At 58.9% G+C, this 15,558-nt stretch carries 13 protein-coding genes and 2 pseudogenes; 1 reads left to right on the top strand and 14 read right to left on the bottom strand.

Annotated features, from left to right (window positions below):
- Positions 1-478: 478 nt before the first annotated feature.
- From X773_RS61665 to X773_RS61610, 13 genes and pseudogenes are all read right to left on the bottom strand, one after another.
- Positions 479-1,792: an HlyD family type I secretion periplasmic adaptor subunit gene (locus X773_RS61665; RefSeq protein WP_023678274.1), complete on the bottom strand. Its 1,314-nt coding sequence runs from the start codon at positions 1,790-1,792 to the stop codon at positions 479-481.
- Positions 1,770-3,542, bottom strand: a complete 1,773-nt coding sequence (locus tag X773_RS61660) for a type I secretion system permease/ATPase (protein ID WP_245274754.1) — start codon at positions 3,540-3,542, stop codon at positions 1,770-1,772. Before X773_RS61660 ends, X773_RS61665 begins: the two co-directional genes overlap by 23 nt.
- Before the next feature lie 395 nt (positions 3,543-3,937).
- Positions 3,938-4,738 carry a nodulation protein NodO gene (locus X773_RS61655; RefSeq protein ID WP_023678272.1) on the bottom strand — a complete coding sequence of 267 codons (801 nt, stop codon included), beginning with the start codon at positions 4,736-4,738 and terminating at the stop codon, positions 3,938-3,940.
- 464 nt (positions 4,739-5,202) lie between these two features.
- Complete coding sequence (locus tag X773_RS78220) at positions 5,203-5,412, bottom strand: hypothetical protein (RefSeq protein WP_023678271.1); 210 nt, start codon at positions 5,410-5,412, stop codon at positions 5,203-5,205.
- 220 nt (positions 5,413-5,632) lie between these two features.
- Positions 5,633-5,895: pseudogene (locus X773_RS74735) on the bottom strand (hypothetical protein); the annotation flags it as partial.
- A gap of 8 nt (positions 5,896-5,903) precedes the next feature.
- Positions 5,904-6,866, bottom strand: a complete 963-nt coding sequence (locus tag X773_RS61645; protein WP_023678269.1) for a LysR family transcriptional regulator — start codon at positions 6,864-6,866, stop codon at positions 5,904-5,906.
- A gap of 67 nt (positions 6,867-6,933) precedes the next feature.
- Positions 6,934-7,722, bottom strand: coding sequence for an ABC transporter permease (locus X773_RS61640; RefSeq protein ID WP_023678268.1), 789 nt, complete (start codon positions 7,720-7,722; stop codon positions 6,934-6,936).
- 3 nt (positions 7,723-7,725) lie between these two features.
- Positions 7,726-8,637 (bottom strand): nodulation factor ABC transporter ATP-binding protein NodI, encoded by a 912-nt coding sequence (gene nodI, locus X773_RS61635; protein WP_023678267.1) that lies wholly within the window; start codon positions 8,635-8,637, stop codon positions 7,726-7,728.
- 53 nt (positions 8,638-8,690) lie between these two features.
- A pseudogene (locus X773_RS61630) lies at positions 8,691-8,924 on the bottom strand (carbamoyltransferase N-terminal domain-containing protein); the annotation flags it as partial.
- 35 nt (positions 8,925-8,959) lie between these two features.
- Positions 8,960-9,556 carry a nodulation methyltransferase NodS gene (gene nodS / locus X773_RS61625; RefSeq protein WP_031212099.1) on the bottom strand — a complete coding sequence of 199 codons (597 nt, stop codon included), beginning with the start codon at positions 9,554-9,556 and terminating at the stop codon, positions 8,960-8,962.
- Between the two features lie 48 nt (positions 9,557-9,604).
- Positions 9,605-10,963: a chitooligosaccharide synthase NodC gene (gene nodC, locus X773_RS61620; RefSeq protein WP_023678264.1), complete on the bottom strand. Its 1,359-nt coding sequence runs from the start codon at positions 10,961-10,963 to the stop codon at positions 9,605-9,607.
- A 14-nt stretch (positions 10,964-10,977) separates the two neighbouring features.
- Complete coding sequence (gene nodB / locus X773_RS61615; RefSeq protein WP_023678263.1) at positions 10,978-11,637, bottom strand: chitooligosaccharide deacetylase NodB; 660 nt, start codon at positions 11,635-11,637, stop codon at positions 10,978-10,980.
- Positions 11,634-12,227 (bottom strand): NodA family N-acyltransferase, encoded by a 594-nt coding sequence (locus tag X773_RS61610; protein WP_023678262.1) that lies wholly within the window; start codon positions 12,225-12,227, stop codon positions 11,634-11,636. The genes nodB and X773_RS61610 overlap by 4 nt, the downstream gene beginning before the upstream one ends.
- 270 nt (positions 12,228-12,497) lie before the next feature.
- Between X773_RS61610 and X773_RS61605 the strand changes: the two genes are divergently transcribed.
- Complete coding sequence (locus X773_RS61605; protein ID WP_023678261.1) at positions 12,498-13,520, top strand: LysR family transcriptional regulator; 1,023 nt, start codon at positions 12,498-12,500, stop codon at positions 13,518-13,520.
- Positions 13,521-14,272: 752 nt separating this feature from the next.
- Here X773_RS61605 and X773_RS61600 read toward each other — a convergent pair.
- Positions 14,273-15,304, bottom strand: a complete 1,032-nt coding sequence (locus X773_RS61600; protein WP_023678260.1) for a LacI family DNA-binding transcriptional regulator — start codon at positions 15,302-15,304, stop codon at positions 14,273-14,275.
- Positions 15,305-15,558: the final 254 nt, after the last annotated feature.

The raw sequence follows: 15,558 nt of genomic DNA, 5'->3' as shown, positions 1-15,558 counted from the left end.
ATTTCATCAAAGGTCGTTGAGCTTACGCCGATGAACGTCGCAGCCTGCTCGCGATTGATTCCTACCGGCGGGAGCGAGGGCGGCAAGACGCTCGGGGTGCGCAGCATCGGTTTAGTGCGTTGAAAGCGCGTCTTTGGCGCCTGCCTGTCTTTCTATGCACCTGTCCGAATATTGCAGACGCTCAATCATGTCCTGGCCCTGTGCTTGCAGGCTCACCCTAGGTCTCCAGACCTAGGATCGCTCAAGACACCGGACTCTTTTCCAGCCTTTGTGTACGATGATGGGTATCTTAATGCGCTCGAGGCCAAGAACTGAATGGGCGGCGACTTGCAAGGGCAAAATGACCGCGGAACCACGTATCTGAGTCAGAGGCGCAATCCAACTGAGGAACGCATGGTTGTGTTTTCAGACGGTTATGACTTTCATGCATGCGTAACAACCAACAAGAATACCAACAAAATATTTCTGTGGATCACTTTCATTCCTCATGGAATGCGCGACTGATTTGGTCCGACAGCGGCTTCACAAAATAAGAAAGCGCCGTACGCTCGCCCGTCTGGATCATCGCTTCGGCCGGCATGCCGGGCACGAGCGTCAGGTCCTTGAGCTTCGTCAGTTCCGCATGCGGAACCGACAGACGCACCAGGTAATACGAGACGCCGTTTTTTTCGTCCGTCGCCAGATCGGCTGCGATCCGGCTGACATATCCGTTCAATACCGGCGTGGTCCTCAGATTGAAGGCTGACATCCGCAGCACGGCCTTGTGACCAAGCTGGATTTGGTCGATGTCCTTCGGGGTGATTCGTGCTTCAAGCGCAAGATCGTCGCCTTCCGGCACGATTAGCATAATCGGATCGGCGGGCGTGATCACTCCTCCGACCGTATGAACTGCGAGTTGTTGAATGGCGCCTGACTGCGGCGCGACAATATCGATCCGTCGCAGTTCCTGTTCAGCCGCCACCTTGCGCTCAACATACTCCCCAACCTGCGCCTGAACCTCTCTGAGCTCCTGGCCGACTTCCGTCTTGAAATCCGGATCGATCTGCAGGATCTGCAGGCGCGTTTCGGCTATGCGGGCTGCCGTCTGTGCCTGATGTGCAATCTTCTCACCGCGTTCGCCGCCGAAAGTGGCAACCTGCGTCTTCAGGCTGTTCAAGCGTTGGTCCGAGACAATGCCTTGGTCGCGCAGCCCACTCAGGGCAGCAATTTCCTTTTGGAGAATCTCGGTGCTTTTCTCACAAGCGATTTCCTGCGCCTTGAGCCCCTCGATCTCGTGCTCATATTGAGTGATGCGTTCCGCTAGCTGCGCCTGCCTTCCGTCGCGGGATTGTCTGCGGAATTCGAACAGCCGCGTCTCGCCATGTACTGCCGAAGCTACGTCCGGAACATCTCTGCGGGCGAGCAGCCAGTCCGGGAAGGCGATCTCCGCCAGATCGTCACGCTCAGCTTCGAGTCGTGCCAGGTTGGCGGCCAGCTCATCGAGCCGCTTGGTGACTACAGCGAGAGTGGCGCGCGTCTGGGTGGCGTCGAGCCGCATGAGGATGTCGCCGGCTTTTACTTTATCACCTTCGCTCACCAGGATTTCTCCCACCACCCCGCCGGTCGGGTGCTGCACCTTCTTCACATAGGAATCGACGACAAAGTGTCCGGACGCGACAACCGCACCGGAGAGATTCGTGAAGGCCGCCCAGGCTCCGGCTCCTCCAACAAAGATCACGCTCGCCAGAAGGCCCGCCACCAGGTGCCGGCGAATGGAGCTGGAAACGTCATTATTCTGATGAATGCCGGCCACCGGGATCCTCCATGTCAGCGCGCTCTCCCACGTTATCCTGTGTAGACTCGATGGCCTTGACGCCAGCGCCTGGTGCCATCGCTGCCCTCTTCAAGACTTTGGAAAGCGCTTCATCACGCGCACCGAATGCTCGCTGCCGTCCACCTTCCATGACCAACACAAAATCCACGGCGCGGATGGCGCTCGGCCGATGGGCGACGACAACCGCAATGCCCTTGCGCCCGCGCACGGAGGCGATCGCCTTGACGACCGCAGCCTCGCCTTCCGCATCGAGATTGGCATTGGGTTCATCCAGCACAACAAGGAAAGGGTCTCGATAAAGAGCACGGGCAAGACCGATACGCTGGCGCTGCCCGGCGGAAAGTGCCGATCCGGCCTCACCAATCGGAGTTTCGTAGCCGTGCTCAAATCGGAGGATCAGTTCGTGCGTGCCCGCTGCTTTCGCCGCGGTGACAATAGCCTCAGGGTCAGGATTATCTTCAAAACGAGCGATGTTTTCGGCAATGGTGCCGTCGAACAGTTCAACACCTTGCGGCAAATAGCCGATATGACGGCCTAGCGCTTCCCGGTCCCATTGATCGAGGCTTGCGCTGTCGATGCGAACCTTTCCGGCGACCGGCGTCCATGCGCCGACGATGGCGCGCGAGAGTGTCGACTTGCCCGAACCCGATGCACCGATGATCCCGAGTGCGCTTCCCGCCTGAACGGCAAACGCAAGGCCGGTCACGGTCGGCTTCCTTTCGCCGGGCGGAACGATTGTCACGCCTTCGAGGCGGAGTTCGCGTTCAGGTGCAGGCATTGGCATAACAGAAGCGGTTTCAGGAACCGTTCCCAGGAGGTCCTCCAGCCGCGCCCAACCCTGGCGCGCCATGAGGAAGGGTTTCCAGCTTGAAATGGCCAGATCGACCGGAGCCAGCGCACGCCCCATCATGATCGAACTGGCAATCATGACCCCGGCCGTAGCCTCCTGCCTGATGACAAGGTACGCGCCGACGGCAAGAATGGCCGATTGCAGCAGCACGCGCAACGACTTTGCAATGCCACCCAGCCCACCTGCCACGTCCCCAGCTTTCCGGTTGGCGGCCAGATACTCGGCATTGGCCTTGTGCCATCGGGCAGCGATCCGCTTTCCGAGACCGAGAGCTTGCACGACCTCGGCATTGCAACGCGCTGCTTGCAGTAGGCCATTGCGTACCATGTCGTGGGCAATGGTCTCGCGTATCGGCCGTTGCGAGAGAGTGTTGGTAAGAAGTGTCAGAGATGTGAGACCGATCGCCCCGATAAGTGCCGTCATGCCGATCCAGAAATGAAAGAGGAAGCAAATGGCAAGATAAAGCAGCATCCATGGCAGATCGAAGAACGCTGTCGGACCGTTTCCACCTAAGAATCCGCGAATATTGTCGAGATCGCGAAGCGGCTGCAAGCCGTCGCCCGGCATGCGCGTTAAAAGCGGAAGGCGAACGATCGCATCGTGAACGCGTCCGGAAAACTGTTCATCGAAACGCTCGCCAATCCGCAGCAGCACGCGGGCGCGCAAAACGTCGAGCAGGCATTGGAACGCATAAAGCCCTGCAGCAAGCACGACGAGCCCCACTAGCGTCGATACGCTGCCACTTGCCAGAACGCGGTCGTAGACCTGAAGCATGAACAGCGGCGAGATCAGCGCAAGCACGTTGACCACGCCGCTGATCAACAGAATTCCCCAAATAGCGGAAGTCAGAGGGAAAGGTCTCAAAGCTGAATCCTTCAAGGAATGGTTACTCACGTAGGTCTCCGTGAGGATCTGGCGACCCAGCTCCCTATATTGCTCCCCGAGCGGCGACCGACTGCATCCGCTCGCTGATTCAGGATCAGTGCTCCCGCCGAATATGTTTGGTTTGGCATCTAATGGAGCGGGTCAACAACAACACCGTCCGGCTGAAGGTTTGGAAGGGCAACGTCATCGTGGCCGGCCGCAAGGGCCCGAACAGGCTTCCGCCTCCACGCCTTCAGGGAGATTTCGGTGTACGACCAGCGCGACGTGCAGGGCTTCGTCAAGCTGTACACGCTGCGACTGCTCCCGGGCGCCCCGGCCCATCGCAAGTAGCGGAAACGGAAAGCGCCCGCCCAGGGGGGCGGGGCGCTGTTCCGTATGGGTTTTCTGGATCAAACGAAGGTGAAGTCCGACGCGGTCAGGCCTAGGTCGGCCACGGTGACCACACCGCCCAGGTGGACGAACTCATGCGCGCTGTTGTCGGCGGTGACATAGGCCAGAGTTGCGACTCTGTCGGTGTAGCTGCTTTGGTAGACAATGATGTCGCCGGCGTGCTCGCCGGAGATCGCACTCGCGGCTTCAGAAGCAGAGTTGAAAGATTCGCCAGTGATCACCACGACGTGTTCGCCGTTCGCACCCGAGGCCGCACCACTGTAGAAGCTGCTCACCGGGTAGCCGGACTGTATGCTGGCGTTGTTGACGAAGTTCGCGCCGAAACCGTCGTTGTAGAGGCCCACCGCATCGAAGGCGAACTTGTCCTCCGCCGGGTTGAAATCGGTGATAGTGGAAATGTCCGGCTTCGACCCGACACTCGGGACGACCCCAGGCACCGGATTGTGGAACTGGAACACGAACGTGTCACTGTCGGTGCCCCCGGTCAACGTGTCCTGGCCGTCACCCACGTAGACGACATCCTGGCCGGGACCGCCGCTGAGCCTGTCATTGTCCTCACCGGAGATGCGCGCGTTGAAGCGGCCGTTGTCGCCGGAGAGATCGTCCCAGCCATCTCCGCCGAAGATGCGGTCGTTACCCTCGCCGCCGAGGGCTCGGTCACTGCCCGCGCCAGCCGAGATCTCGTCGTTGCCGCCACGACCGTCAATCCAGTCATTGCCCCCGAAACCCTCCATCCAATCTTCAAGCTTGGTGCCGAGGAGTGTTTCGGAACCCGGGCCACCCTCGATAATGTTTGCCATCGAAAATACTCCTAATGATGCACCCTGCCTGACGCGTTTCATATTCCTCATCGGATAATTAGAGAAATCGATTGCTTGGATAGACACACATTTACGAAATGGATGCACTCACGTTCACTTCCTTCTGCTGAGCAGTTGCGGGCTCGCAGGCGGCGGGGACGCTGGTCGCCGATGCAATCGATGAAGATTCGACACTCAAACCGGGACTAGACTAGGACGAACTTCGTAACGGGGCCGTCCTGGTTGGGCCCCAAACTTCTCTCTGTTTGCTCGACGCCGGCATACCCGCACCGTGAGCGCTGGACGAGGACAAGTTCCGCTGGCGGAGAACGGCGTGATCGGCTTGCCGCGCCGAAACTGATGGCGCTCGTCGAAGGCATGGACTGGACGCGCGTTCGAGCCGAACGGCGACGGCGTCCGGCCGGAAGGCGGTGGCGAAGTGACTCAGGCGCAAAAGGCGGGCTTCAGGCCGTGTAAAACAAGCTCCTGTCGGCGTCATGACGAGAAGCGCTTCGGCCCGTCCCCACGAAATCGATCCGCTCAAGGCGATGTTCGTCGCCATGGCGGCGGAGAAGGCCGAACTGCAACAACTCCGGAGCGAAACACTCAAGGCCGAGATCGTCCGGATGGCGACACTCAACGAGCGTGCCCAGGAGAGGATCGCCGACCTTCATGGGATCGTCAAGCAGCTGGAGCGCGCCGCTTCGGTCGCAGCTCCGAGAAGCTCGAACGTGCCCAGCAGGCCTTCGCCTTCGAAATCCAGACCGGGCTCGGCGCGATTGAGTCCGAGCTCGAGGCCGCAAGACCGACAGGCGAGCCGCGACGTGCTGCGCGACCGCGCAAGGCGTTCCCGGCGCATCTGGAGCGGGTCGAGATCGTCATCCAGCCCGAGCCATGGGGGAAGAAGCGCTCCCGCAGCCAATCGTCCAGTCCGTCAAACGCGGTCGGCCGCACAGGCTTGCGAAACGGAACAGTCCCGCCCTCGCTTAGATACCGAGGCACCGTGTTGCGAGCGCACCCGAATTCGTTCGCCCGTCGGTTCCCCAGCCAAGCTCATGCAGCGGCAGCATCGCTGCCACCTCTTCAGGCTGAAGGATCTGCTCTCCCTGCATCGTTCTCGACAATGCAGGAATCGCCCAATCCCAATCGCCATCCATGCCTCCTCTCATAACCGAGGGGTCGTCGGCCGACAACTGAGACGTCCGGTGCTCTTAGGCGGGGTAATCATACGAGATGCCTCCTGCAACATCATTTCCCGCATCCATAGGCTTGCCGGATCATTATTGTGAAGCGCAGGCCATTGGACGGCCTCCGTGAATGCGGCAGGAAGTGGCGGCGGAAGTTCGACAATCCGCAGGGGTGTTAATTTTGCGAAATGCTGCGCCAGCCGTAAGGGCATTGTCCCGATGCGGTTGGTGCCTGATAGAAGGGGCGGGATCATGCTAAAGCCCTGTACGACGACCTCGATACGTCTCTCGAAACCGTTCTCGAGCAAATACCATTCCTCGATGGAGGGCTGCCGGGTGTCCCCGAATTTAAGCACAACCTGCCCCATCGACAAGTATCGGTCGAATGTAAGTGGCTCTGACAGCTGCTTGTTCGTGCCGCAGCCTACGCATACGAGTATATCTTCGAACAGGGCTGCGCGAGGATGTTTCGACATGAACACTTCCGGCATAATCAGAAAATCAACGTCGCCGCGCCGGAGAAGCTCCTCGGGGTCGTCGGAAATAAGCAGACATTCGAAGCGGACGGCGGGAGCTTCCCGCGCAGCACGCTTTACGATCTTCTTAAAAAATACGAGCGTGAGGTAATCGGAAAGGATGATGCGGAAGCGACGATCCGATCGGGCCGGGTTAAAGGCGTCCCAGGAAATAATCGACAGCTGGATGTGCAGCAATGCCTCCCGGACTGCTGTGGCGAGCCCCTCCGCGCGCGGTGTCAAAATGAGTTCGCGGCCGTTCATCGTAAATAGCTCATCGCTGAAATAGGCGCGTAACCGACCGACGGCGGCGCTCATGGCCGGCTGACTCAGGTTAATACTGCGGGCCGCGGCGGTGACTTTACGCTCCCTGATCAAAGCATCCAGCACAACCAGGAGATTTAGATCGAGTCCCTTAAAACGCATGTATTGACCTATCCGACGCGTGGATGGGTATCGCCCAAAGAAACAATTTTACGAATGGTGAGTAGCGTCAACGCATCAGCCGACGACGAAATAGAGCAACCGATAGGAAGAACGGCAAAACCGTGTATATGCAAAGCGCGCCGATATGCAGGCCCATGCTGCCGGCCGGACGGCCAAGCATCGCCGGACGAATGAGGTCAATTGCATGTGCGAGCGGCAACAAGGAGGCGACGTCCTGAAAAGCGCCGGGCAATTGGTTGACCGGAAACATCGCGCCGCAAAGGAACAGCATGGGTGTTATAACAAGCGTATTATAAAATATGAAATATTCATAACTGGGCGCAAGCGCCGTGACGACCATCGCTAGACTCGCGAAGGCGAGGCCACTGAGAGCGATGACTGGCAGCAAGCAGAGGATGGATGGCCACGATGTGTAGCCGAGCGTGGTGGCAACAATGGTGATTGCTGTGCCCGCCATCAGGGCCTTGGTGGCTGCCCACGCCAATTCGCCGAGTACGATATCGCCGAGCGTCAGCTGAGTGCATAGCATTCCTTCCCAGGTGCGCTGGTTGTCCATGCGTCCGAAACTCCCGTAAACCGTTTCAGCGGTCGCCGATGCCATCGCGCTTGTGGCAACCATGCCAGCCGCGAGAAACGCAATGTACGAAGTGCCCTCAACAGGACCTATCATTGTTCCGATGCCAAAGCCGAGACCGAACAGATAGATCATCGGATCGGCGAGGTTGCCGAGAACCGATGCAAGCCCGATTTTCTTCCATCCAAGATAGTTGCGGCGCCAAACCGCGACCCAATTCCACGCATTGGCGGGCATGCCCGCCGCATAACGTTCGCCCATTGTTCAGTCCTCCATCTCGCGCCCGGTTAGCCGCAAGAACACATCCTCGAGATTGGGGGGACGCTGCAGAAGGCGCAGACCCGCGCGCCCGCGTAGCTGCCCCAGCACCTGCTCCGGATCGGGTGCATAGCAAAAAAGCGTCTCACCGCTCACCTCGATGCGCTGTGCGTACGGCCGGATCAGCGCACCCAGTTCATGCGGATTGCCGCCGTAGACCTCGACCACGTCACAGCCGATCTGCTCGTCAATGAGTGCGGACGGGCGGCCTTCGGCGATCTTGCGCCCCTCCTCCATAACGCACAGCCGATCGCACAGCCGCTCGGCCTCTTCCATGAAATGGGTAGTCAAAAGAATAGTCTTGCCCCGCGCCAGCAGCGATCGCAGCCGTTCCCAGATCAGGTGGCGGGCCTGCGGATCGAGGCCGGTGGTCGGCTCGTCCATCACCAGCAAGTGCGGGTCATTGATCAGCGCACGCGCGAGCGTCAGGCGCCGCTTCATGCCGCCGGACAGTTCGGCGACGCGCGCATCCGCTTTGTTCTCGAGGCGGGCGAACTCAAGCAGCGACGGTATGACCGCTTCGATCTGGCGTCTGCTCATCCGGAAGTAGCGCCCGAACACCAACAGGTTCTCGCGTACAGTGAACGCGGTATCAAGATTGTCGAACTGCGGGACCACGCCGATGCGCATACGTGCCAAACGCGCGCGCGCCGGCACTGGAGCGCCGAGCACAGTAATCTTCCCCGCATCAGGCGATGTCATGCCGAGGACCATACGCGCAATCGTGCTTTTGCCCGCACCGTTCGGTCCCAAGAGCCCGAAGCATTCCCCCGCCGTAACGCGGAACGACAGTCTGTCGACAACGAGCTTGTCATAAGTTTTGCTTACGTCAGTAAGATCGATCGTTACCGTGGACATGGGTTCATTTTACCGAGAGCGTCGCCACGACTGGCGGTTGCTGTTGCCTGCCGGACCTGAAACTGTGACTCGTCTTCGCCATCCCAGCCGTCGATAACGAACTGATCGACATCACAAGGATTTAGCCCCTGTTCCGCCAAAGCGGCGACAATTGCGTCGAGATTATCGATGGTTTGGTAACGCGGATTGTTGTGCCGCTTTTCCTGCTCTACGCAGAAGACGAGCCGTCCATCCTCGACAAGGGCGATCGCCCCATCATGGGTCAGCTTGGTACCACAGATGCGCATAGTGTCTCCACGTTAACGGCGATAGATTCGATTCATCAGGAAGCGGAAAGCGGGTTCCGGAAACGGACGAGCAAGCAGTCTTCGTTGACCGACTCGCCCCGACACTCAAGACGCTCTACCTCGATCAACGTTTCGTTCAGCATGGCGATGACCGGCTCAGCACCAGCGGCGTGACCCCAGCGACGGCAATTAGCATCCCTTGCCGATCCGAAGATCAGATGCCCGCCTGGCGCAAGCACCCGCACCAGGTTTTTGACGGCCGCGCGCATCTCGGCTATGTCTTCGAGGTAGTATAGGACCTCCGCCACAACGATCAGGTCAAACAACTCGTCGGTCGAAAACTGTTGAACATCGGAGACTATCCAGTTGATGCGCGACGGCTCCTTTATCCGTTGACGTGCTCGAGCAATCGCTTGCGCCACGACATCGATGACGGTGAGCCCTTGGCAGTAGGGGGCTAGTTTTTCCGTGAATGCGCCGGCAGCGCACCCGACTTCGAGGGCATTTGTAATGGAGCCTTGGGCAAGCGCCAGCTGGAGCATTTGCGTGTGGCGCTCCCGCTCGAACGGATTGCGGTCGAGGCGCCACGGATCGTCTGCGGCCAATTCCCGATCGAGCAACTGATGATTCATGTTCTGGGTCAAACTCGTCCACCTCTCGTCCACCTAGGTAATTAGCGATCACTCGTCGCCGCAAATGTTGCCCGAAAGCGCTAATCCCGAAGAATCCCGCCCAAGATTGAGCCTGCGAAGCGGAGCTGCATGCGGTGAGAATTCTGCCCTGCTTGATCCAGTGATCGGAGTTTGGGTGGGGGCCTGTTTTCCCCCAGTGTTCGATGTAGCGACAGCAGAGCTTCGCGACAGCCAATCGCTATTGCTCAATGTACACAGCGCGTAGGCCTTCAAGGGAAGTAAGAGAAAGATGTTGATGAACGTGTGCAGGGAAAAGCCCAGAAATCGAAACTGTCGAGCACGAACTGCTACCACGCTGCATCGGACCATGGTCATGGACACAATCATCAGTCCTGTCCACCAAGGCACAGTGCCTGTCAGTGCGAAATGTGCGAGGCCCGTTAGTACCGATAGGGCGAGGAGTAGCGCCCCGAGATTCTGTCCGACCACGTCCAACGTGAGATAGCTATTGAGGCCGGGCAGCAAGCGCAGCCCAAGCAGCGTGTCCCGGAATGTGCTTCGTGCCCAACGGAGTTGTTGGCGCAGATACGGTCCGAGTCTGTTCGGAACGACTGTGGCCGCGATGGCGCTCGGAACGTACTCGGTTCGAAAGCCTGCTTTCAGCATGAGGATAGTGAGATGGCGATCCTCACCGAAGTCGCTTGGCTTGCCCCGAAAAAATTGCGACTCGTACTGGTCCAGTAACAAAAGGAGCGCAGACCGGCGGTACATGGCACATGGGCCGCAACAGCACATAACGGCACCGAAGCGAGCCTGTGCCGCGCGCTCCTCGTTGCAAGCCAGCCAGTACTCCATGTCTATCAGCCTGGTCAGCCAGCTCTCGCTCCGGTTACTGGCCGTCAACTGACCCATGACTGCGCCGACCGCTGGATCTCGCATCTTCGGTACAAGCTTGGTAATGACGTCGGACGCGAGTATCGTGTCTGAATCAACGTTAAGCACCAAATCCCCGGATGAGCGGCGTATCGCGGCGATCTGTGCCTTGCGCTTTCCAACATTCTCGGGAAGCAAAATGATGTCGAACCTAGGGTCGCGCGCGTAGGTTTCGTGGACAGTTCCTACGGCTTCGCGATTTCCAGAACCGTCATCAACCACATAGACCCGAAGTCTTCCGGCGTATTCTTGGTCTGCAATGGAAGCCAGGCACTCTGAAAGCGTGCGCGGATCCTCGTTGAAGCAGGGGACGATGACATCCACGCTGGGCAGTTGATCGGAGCCGACGAGATCCTCCAACGCCGATGAGTCGTTTGTCGGCAGAGCATAAATCCCCTGCATGCTCTTATAAGTAGTCGAGAGCAGTGCATAAAGCGAAATGGCCACAGTGCTGGTTGTACCAAGAAGAGTCATGGGATCTCGTTTGTTCAGTGATGTTGAGGAAGTGAGCGGATTACAAATCCGCGCTCATGAAGTGCTGGAATCAGACGGGACAGCGCCGTGACCGTCTGGTCGCGCAGACCGGCGTGAGCGCCCTGGCTCAACTCGCCGGGAGGGCATCCGTCGTGCAAGAGTACGATTGCGCCCGGCCGGACAGAGGCGAGCACGGTATCGATAATCGCGTCGACCCCAGGGCGAGACCAATCTCGAGGGTCGACGGACCAATGGAGGGCCGTCAGCCCGGCGATCTGTGACGCTGTGAAGACTTCTTCGCTCCAGGCGCCGTAGGGCGCGCGAATATAGCGCACCGAGGCCTGAGGGCACGCCCTCATGATGGCGCCGTTCGCTTCAAAGATCTCACGTTGCACTTCGCCGAAGCCGCATTTGTACGGATCCGGATGAGTCATCGTGTGGTTGCCTAGCTCGTGCCCTTCTGCAAACATTCGTTGGATTAGATCCGGGTGCTCTAAGGCGTAGGCGCCGATGACGAAGAAAGTCGCCGGCACCCGCTGCTCTGCCAACACATCCAGAATCTCCGGTGTGAAAAGTGGATTGGGACCGTCGTCGAACGTCAGATAAACGCTGCGACGGCCGGTGCCGTCAGAGCACTCACGGCGCACTTCGTATAAGCAATCGGGACGGCTCATAGCTCTGGTCCGTTCCGATCGATCATCGCGCCGGTGGGCCATTCGCTGATCGGTCGTCCAACTGGCAGAACAATGACGAGTGCGTCATCGATGCGTGTGGGCGGCAGGTCGAGGCGCGCCTCTGGTCGGGTGGAGCGCACGCGAATTCCCGACAAAACAGCCAAAGGGCTGTATCGCCGCCCGAACCTCTCAACATGATTCCGCAGCGCGTCCCGGACGGTTCCGAAAGCGAATGGAACGCCAAGCTCCTGCAGTGTTGGAAGCATGACATGGATTGAATGGGCGATTCCGAGGCCCTCAAGATCCGGACGTACCCCGTACAGGCCCAGCTCAGCCACCAATAGATCGACCGCGTCAACCTTGACGAAACGGCGCAGTATGCCCATATGGGCCGCTACACCGCTCGAATCATAGGCGATTACGCGGAGTTCAGGCCTGGCTCCGGCCCAGCTTCGACTACCTTCGAACGGTTCTGCGTTGCACGCCCCAGTCGGCCCATAGGTATTTCGAAAGAACTTGGCGAGCTCGACATGGTCGGAGAGCTGCAACTCATTTTCCCAGCACAACTTCCACTGCACCTGCGAGCGCATTCAGGATCTCTCTTTCTTATTGGTTTCTTGCGGGCCGCATTACCCGGCCAAAGCGGCGGCGTTGTTTGACTGCACTCAACCGTTGTCGTTAGCGAAGGTGAGCCAGCCGGTCGGGCTCGCAAATGAGCTCTCTCGATGTTCCCGCCCGTGTTGCGGCGCCGTCGATTTGAGCTTGACGTCGGTCATTTACGTTCCTCTAATGCATGGTTCGTAAATTCGTAAAATTGATTGTTTAGATGATACCCATCCACACGCTGGATAGATCAGGACATGCGTTTTAAGGGGCTGGATCTAAATCTCCTCGTTGTGCTGGACGCTCTGATCAGGGAACGTAAAGTCACCGCGGCGGCCCGGAGTATTAACCTGAGCCAGCCGGCCATGAGCGCCGCCGTCGCTCGGTTACGCGCCTATTTCAGCGATGAGCTATTTGCGATGAACGGCCGCGAGCTCATTTTGACACCGCGCGCGGAGGGGCTCGCCCCAGCAGTCCGGGACGCATTGCTGCACATCCAGCTATCGATTATTTCCTGGGACGCCTTTAACCCAGCCCAATCGGATCGTCTCTTCCGAATCATGCTTTCCGATTACCTCACGCTCGTATTTTTTAAGAAGATCGTAGAGCGTGCTGCGCGGGAAGCTCCCGCCGTCCGCTTCGAATGTCTGCCTATTTCCGACGACCCCGAGGAGCTTCTCCGGCGCGGCGACGTTCATTTTCTGATTATGCCGGAAGTGTTCATGTCGAAACATCCTCGCGCAGCCCTGTTCGAAGATATGCTCGTATGCGTAGGCTGCGGCACGAACAAGCAGCTGTCAGAGCCACTTACATTCGAGCGATACTTGTCCATGGGGCATGTTGTGCTCAGATTCAGGCACACCCGGCAGCCCACCATGGAGGAATGGTATTTGCTCGAGCACGGTTTCGAGAGACGTATCGAGGTCGTCGTACAGGGCTTTAGCATGATCCCGCCCGTTGTATCAGGCACCAACCGCATCGGGACCATGCCCTTACGGCTGGCGCAGCATTTCGCAAAAACAACACCCCTGCGGATTGTCGGACTTCCGCCGCCACTTCCTCATCCCGCATTCACGGAGGCCGTCCAATGGCCTGCGCTTCACAATACTGATCCGGCAAGCCTGTGGATGCGGGAAATGATGTTGCAGGAGGCATCTCGCCTGGCGCCTTTGCTTGAAACTATTGAGCGTCTCGGGCACGCCGGATCCGACCTTGCCGTTGTTGGTACCGAATTGAATGCCGCCTCCGATTTCGCGTGCGAAGTCCCAGAAGAGATTTAGCCCCACTTAAACACCGGCTGTAAGAATAATGTCATTAATCAGCATGTTAGGCGCGCGCCGGCGCGTGTTACCACTACCTTTTTGGGGGTGATCTCAGGCGAGTTGTTTGTCGAGCTGTGTCGCAGAGCGATGCCAGCTGCCTTCAAGACGTTGCCCACTTTTGCCGTGACGTGGTGGTGACGACGCGACCATCCTTTTCGATGGTGGCTCCTGGAGGCGGTCGCGGAGGAGCGGTTGCCATTCGGGGCAGAGCGGCGCAGTTCCTTGCTGAGTACGAGGGCCAGGAACGAGCAGAACACATGCCCGGTTGGTGCTGAGTTGACTGCCGCCTCCGATTTCGCGTGCGAAGTCCCAGAAGATGTTTAGCCCCACTCAAATGCCAACTTTGCCGGCCTTGCCGCGGCTTTTCACGCGCGGCCAGGCGAGGAGATGGCGGTCGACGAGGTCGATCCCAATGGACTGTGCCGGCCTCGCTCGGCTACTGGCGTGAGGCATCCTTGACGACACCGCCCTGCACCGACAACGTCGAGATGTTGGCAATGAAGCCGGTCGAGGTCGACGCTGCGGATGCAGGGAATTTACCTCGCGCTTCCGCCTGAACGCGCGGCCGATCCGTTCACTCAATCGGCGCTTTCATCCTGGGCCGCGGCTGAGGCCTGTGGGGTGCGGCTACCCCGCGTGGATCGGATCATCAATCAACTTTCTCTCATTTATGAAAGGAAACTCCCCGCTTACGATAGAATCCATCAGCTTCATATATTTTCCGGCAGATGGATGTCGAACGGCAGAAATGTCTGTCCTGGTGTTTCAGCAGTGCCGGTCTCGATAGCCCGCGTCATCAGCGTTATCAGCTCCTGGGAAAGCCGGCGCATTGGCGTGGCGACCGCCATCGTGATGATGTTATCTGCGAGTGCCGCCCGAGATTCCGGCGTGATTTCATTCACGATCGCGACGAGATCGCGACTTTTACCCTCTTCCCGGACCGCGGAGATGGCGCCCTCCATGCCGCCGCCGGCGACATAGAAGCCGACGAGCTCGGGTTCCCGCTGCATGAGATCAAGCGTTGCCTCGTAGGTGACCTGCCGTTTCTCCAGGTTCACAAGCGGATCGAGCACCTCGAACGTCGGCGCGTTCTCACGGCAATAGGAGCGAAAGCCGACGTCACGGAGCTCGTGCCCCTGGAAACGATGGCTGCCGACAAACACCGCCACCTTGCCGGGCCGTTTTGCGACCTTGGACACCATCCAAGCGGCCGTGCGCCCCACCTTGCGGTTGTTGAGGCCGATATAGCCCTGTCGCACGCCGGCGGCGAAGTCGGAAAGCAGCGAGAAAACCGGAATGCCTTTGGCCTTGAGGTCCTCAACCGCTGCTGTAATTTTCGGGTGGTCCGGTGCCACCATCGCGATCGCATGGCAGCGTGCGCCCAAATCCTTGAGCGGTGCGATTAGGTCGCTCGGCATATGTGACGGGGCGAATTGGATGAGCGGAATGCCGTGGAAGGACTGGGCCAAATTGACCGACGCTTCGACCTCGCGCGCAAAGTCTTGGTAGAAATGCTGGGCCGGTTTTCTCAAGATGAAGCCCAGACGGTAGCACGGTAGGTCTCGCCGCAAGCGCTGCTTGATGAGCCCGGCAGCATGATAGCCGATCGCGTGGGCGGCGTCGTGGACCCGCCGCGCGGTCTCCTCGCGCACCGGATGGCGGGCGTTCAGAACCCGATCGACCGTTGCTACGCTGACTCGGGCTTCGCGGGCGAGATCGGCAATTGTGGGGCGCTTGGTCATGGATCCTATTCTGATTGGTTTTTGACGCAGGCTGGCTCTCTGTCACCTAGCGCGATTCGACAATGGTTTCGGGTGGGCAAAGTGGAGACGCCCGCATACTGAATGATCGACAGCGTATTGGACTACTCCAGATGTAGACCGGCCGGGTATAACGGAAGGTTCATTCGCTTAGGGCGGCGATGATTTGCACTCACACATATTGCGCTTCTGATACATGGTCCGTGAGGCGCCGTTTAGAGCCTGCGAGTCGATCG

The organism is Mesorhizobium sp. LSJC280B00 (assembly GCF_000502835.1).
Classification (GTDB): Bacteria; Pseudomonadota; Alphaproteobacteria; order Rhizobiales; family Rhizobiaceae; genus Mesorhizobium.
The sequence above is the reverse complement of the archived record's forward strand: the minus strand, read 5'-3'. Positions and strand labels throughout refer to the sequence as shown.

Bases quoted from the DNA above. Each gene is read 5' to 3' on its own strand.
- X773_RS61645 (WP_023678269.1), bottom strand. From the start codon at position 6,866: ATGCGTTTTAAGGGACTCGATCTAAATCTCCTGGTTGTGCTGGATGCT.
- nodC (WP_023678264.1), bottom strand. From the start codon at position 10,963: ATGACTCTTCTTGGTACAACCAGCACTGTGGCCATTTCGCTTTATGCA.
- nodB (WP_023678263.1), bottom strand. From the start codon at position 11,637: ATGAGCCGTCCCGATTGCTTATACGAAGTGCGCCGTGAGTGCTCTGAC.
- X773_RS61600 (WP_023678260.1), bottom strand. From the start codon at position 15,304: ATGACCAAGCGCCCCACAATTGCCGATCTCGCCCGCGAAGCCCGAGTC.
- nodI (WP_023678267.1), bottom strand. From the start codon at position 8,637: ATGTCCACGGTAACGATCGATCTTACTGACGTAAGCAAAACTTATGAC.
- X773_RS61605 (WP_023678261.1), top strand. From the start codon at position 12,498: ATGCGTTTTAAGGGGCTGGATCTAAATCTCCTCGTTGTGCTGGACGCT.
- nodS (WP_031212099.1), bottom strand. From the start codon at position 9,556: ATGAATCATCAGTTGCTCGATCGGGAATTGGCCGCAGACGATCCGTGG.
- X773_RS61640 (WP_023678268.1), bottom strand. From the start codon at position 7,722: ATGGGCGAACGTTATGCGGCGGGCATGCCCGCCAATGCGTGGAATTGG.
- X773_RS61655 (WP_023678272.1), bottom strand. From the start codon at position 4,738: ATGGCAAACATTATCGAGGGTGGCCCGGGTTCCGAAACACTCCTCGGC.
- X773_RS61610 (WP_023678262.1), bottom strand. From the start codon at position 12,227: ATGCGCTCGCAGGTGCAGTGGAAGTTGTGCTGGGAAAATGAGTTGCAG.
- X773_RS78220 (WP_023678271.1), bottom strand. From the start codon at position 5,412: ATGAAGGTCGGCGATCCTCTCCTGGGCACGCTCGTTGAGTGTCGCCAT.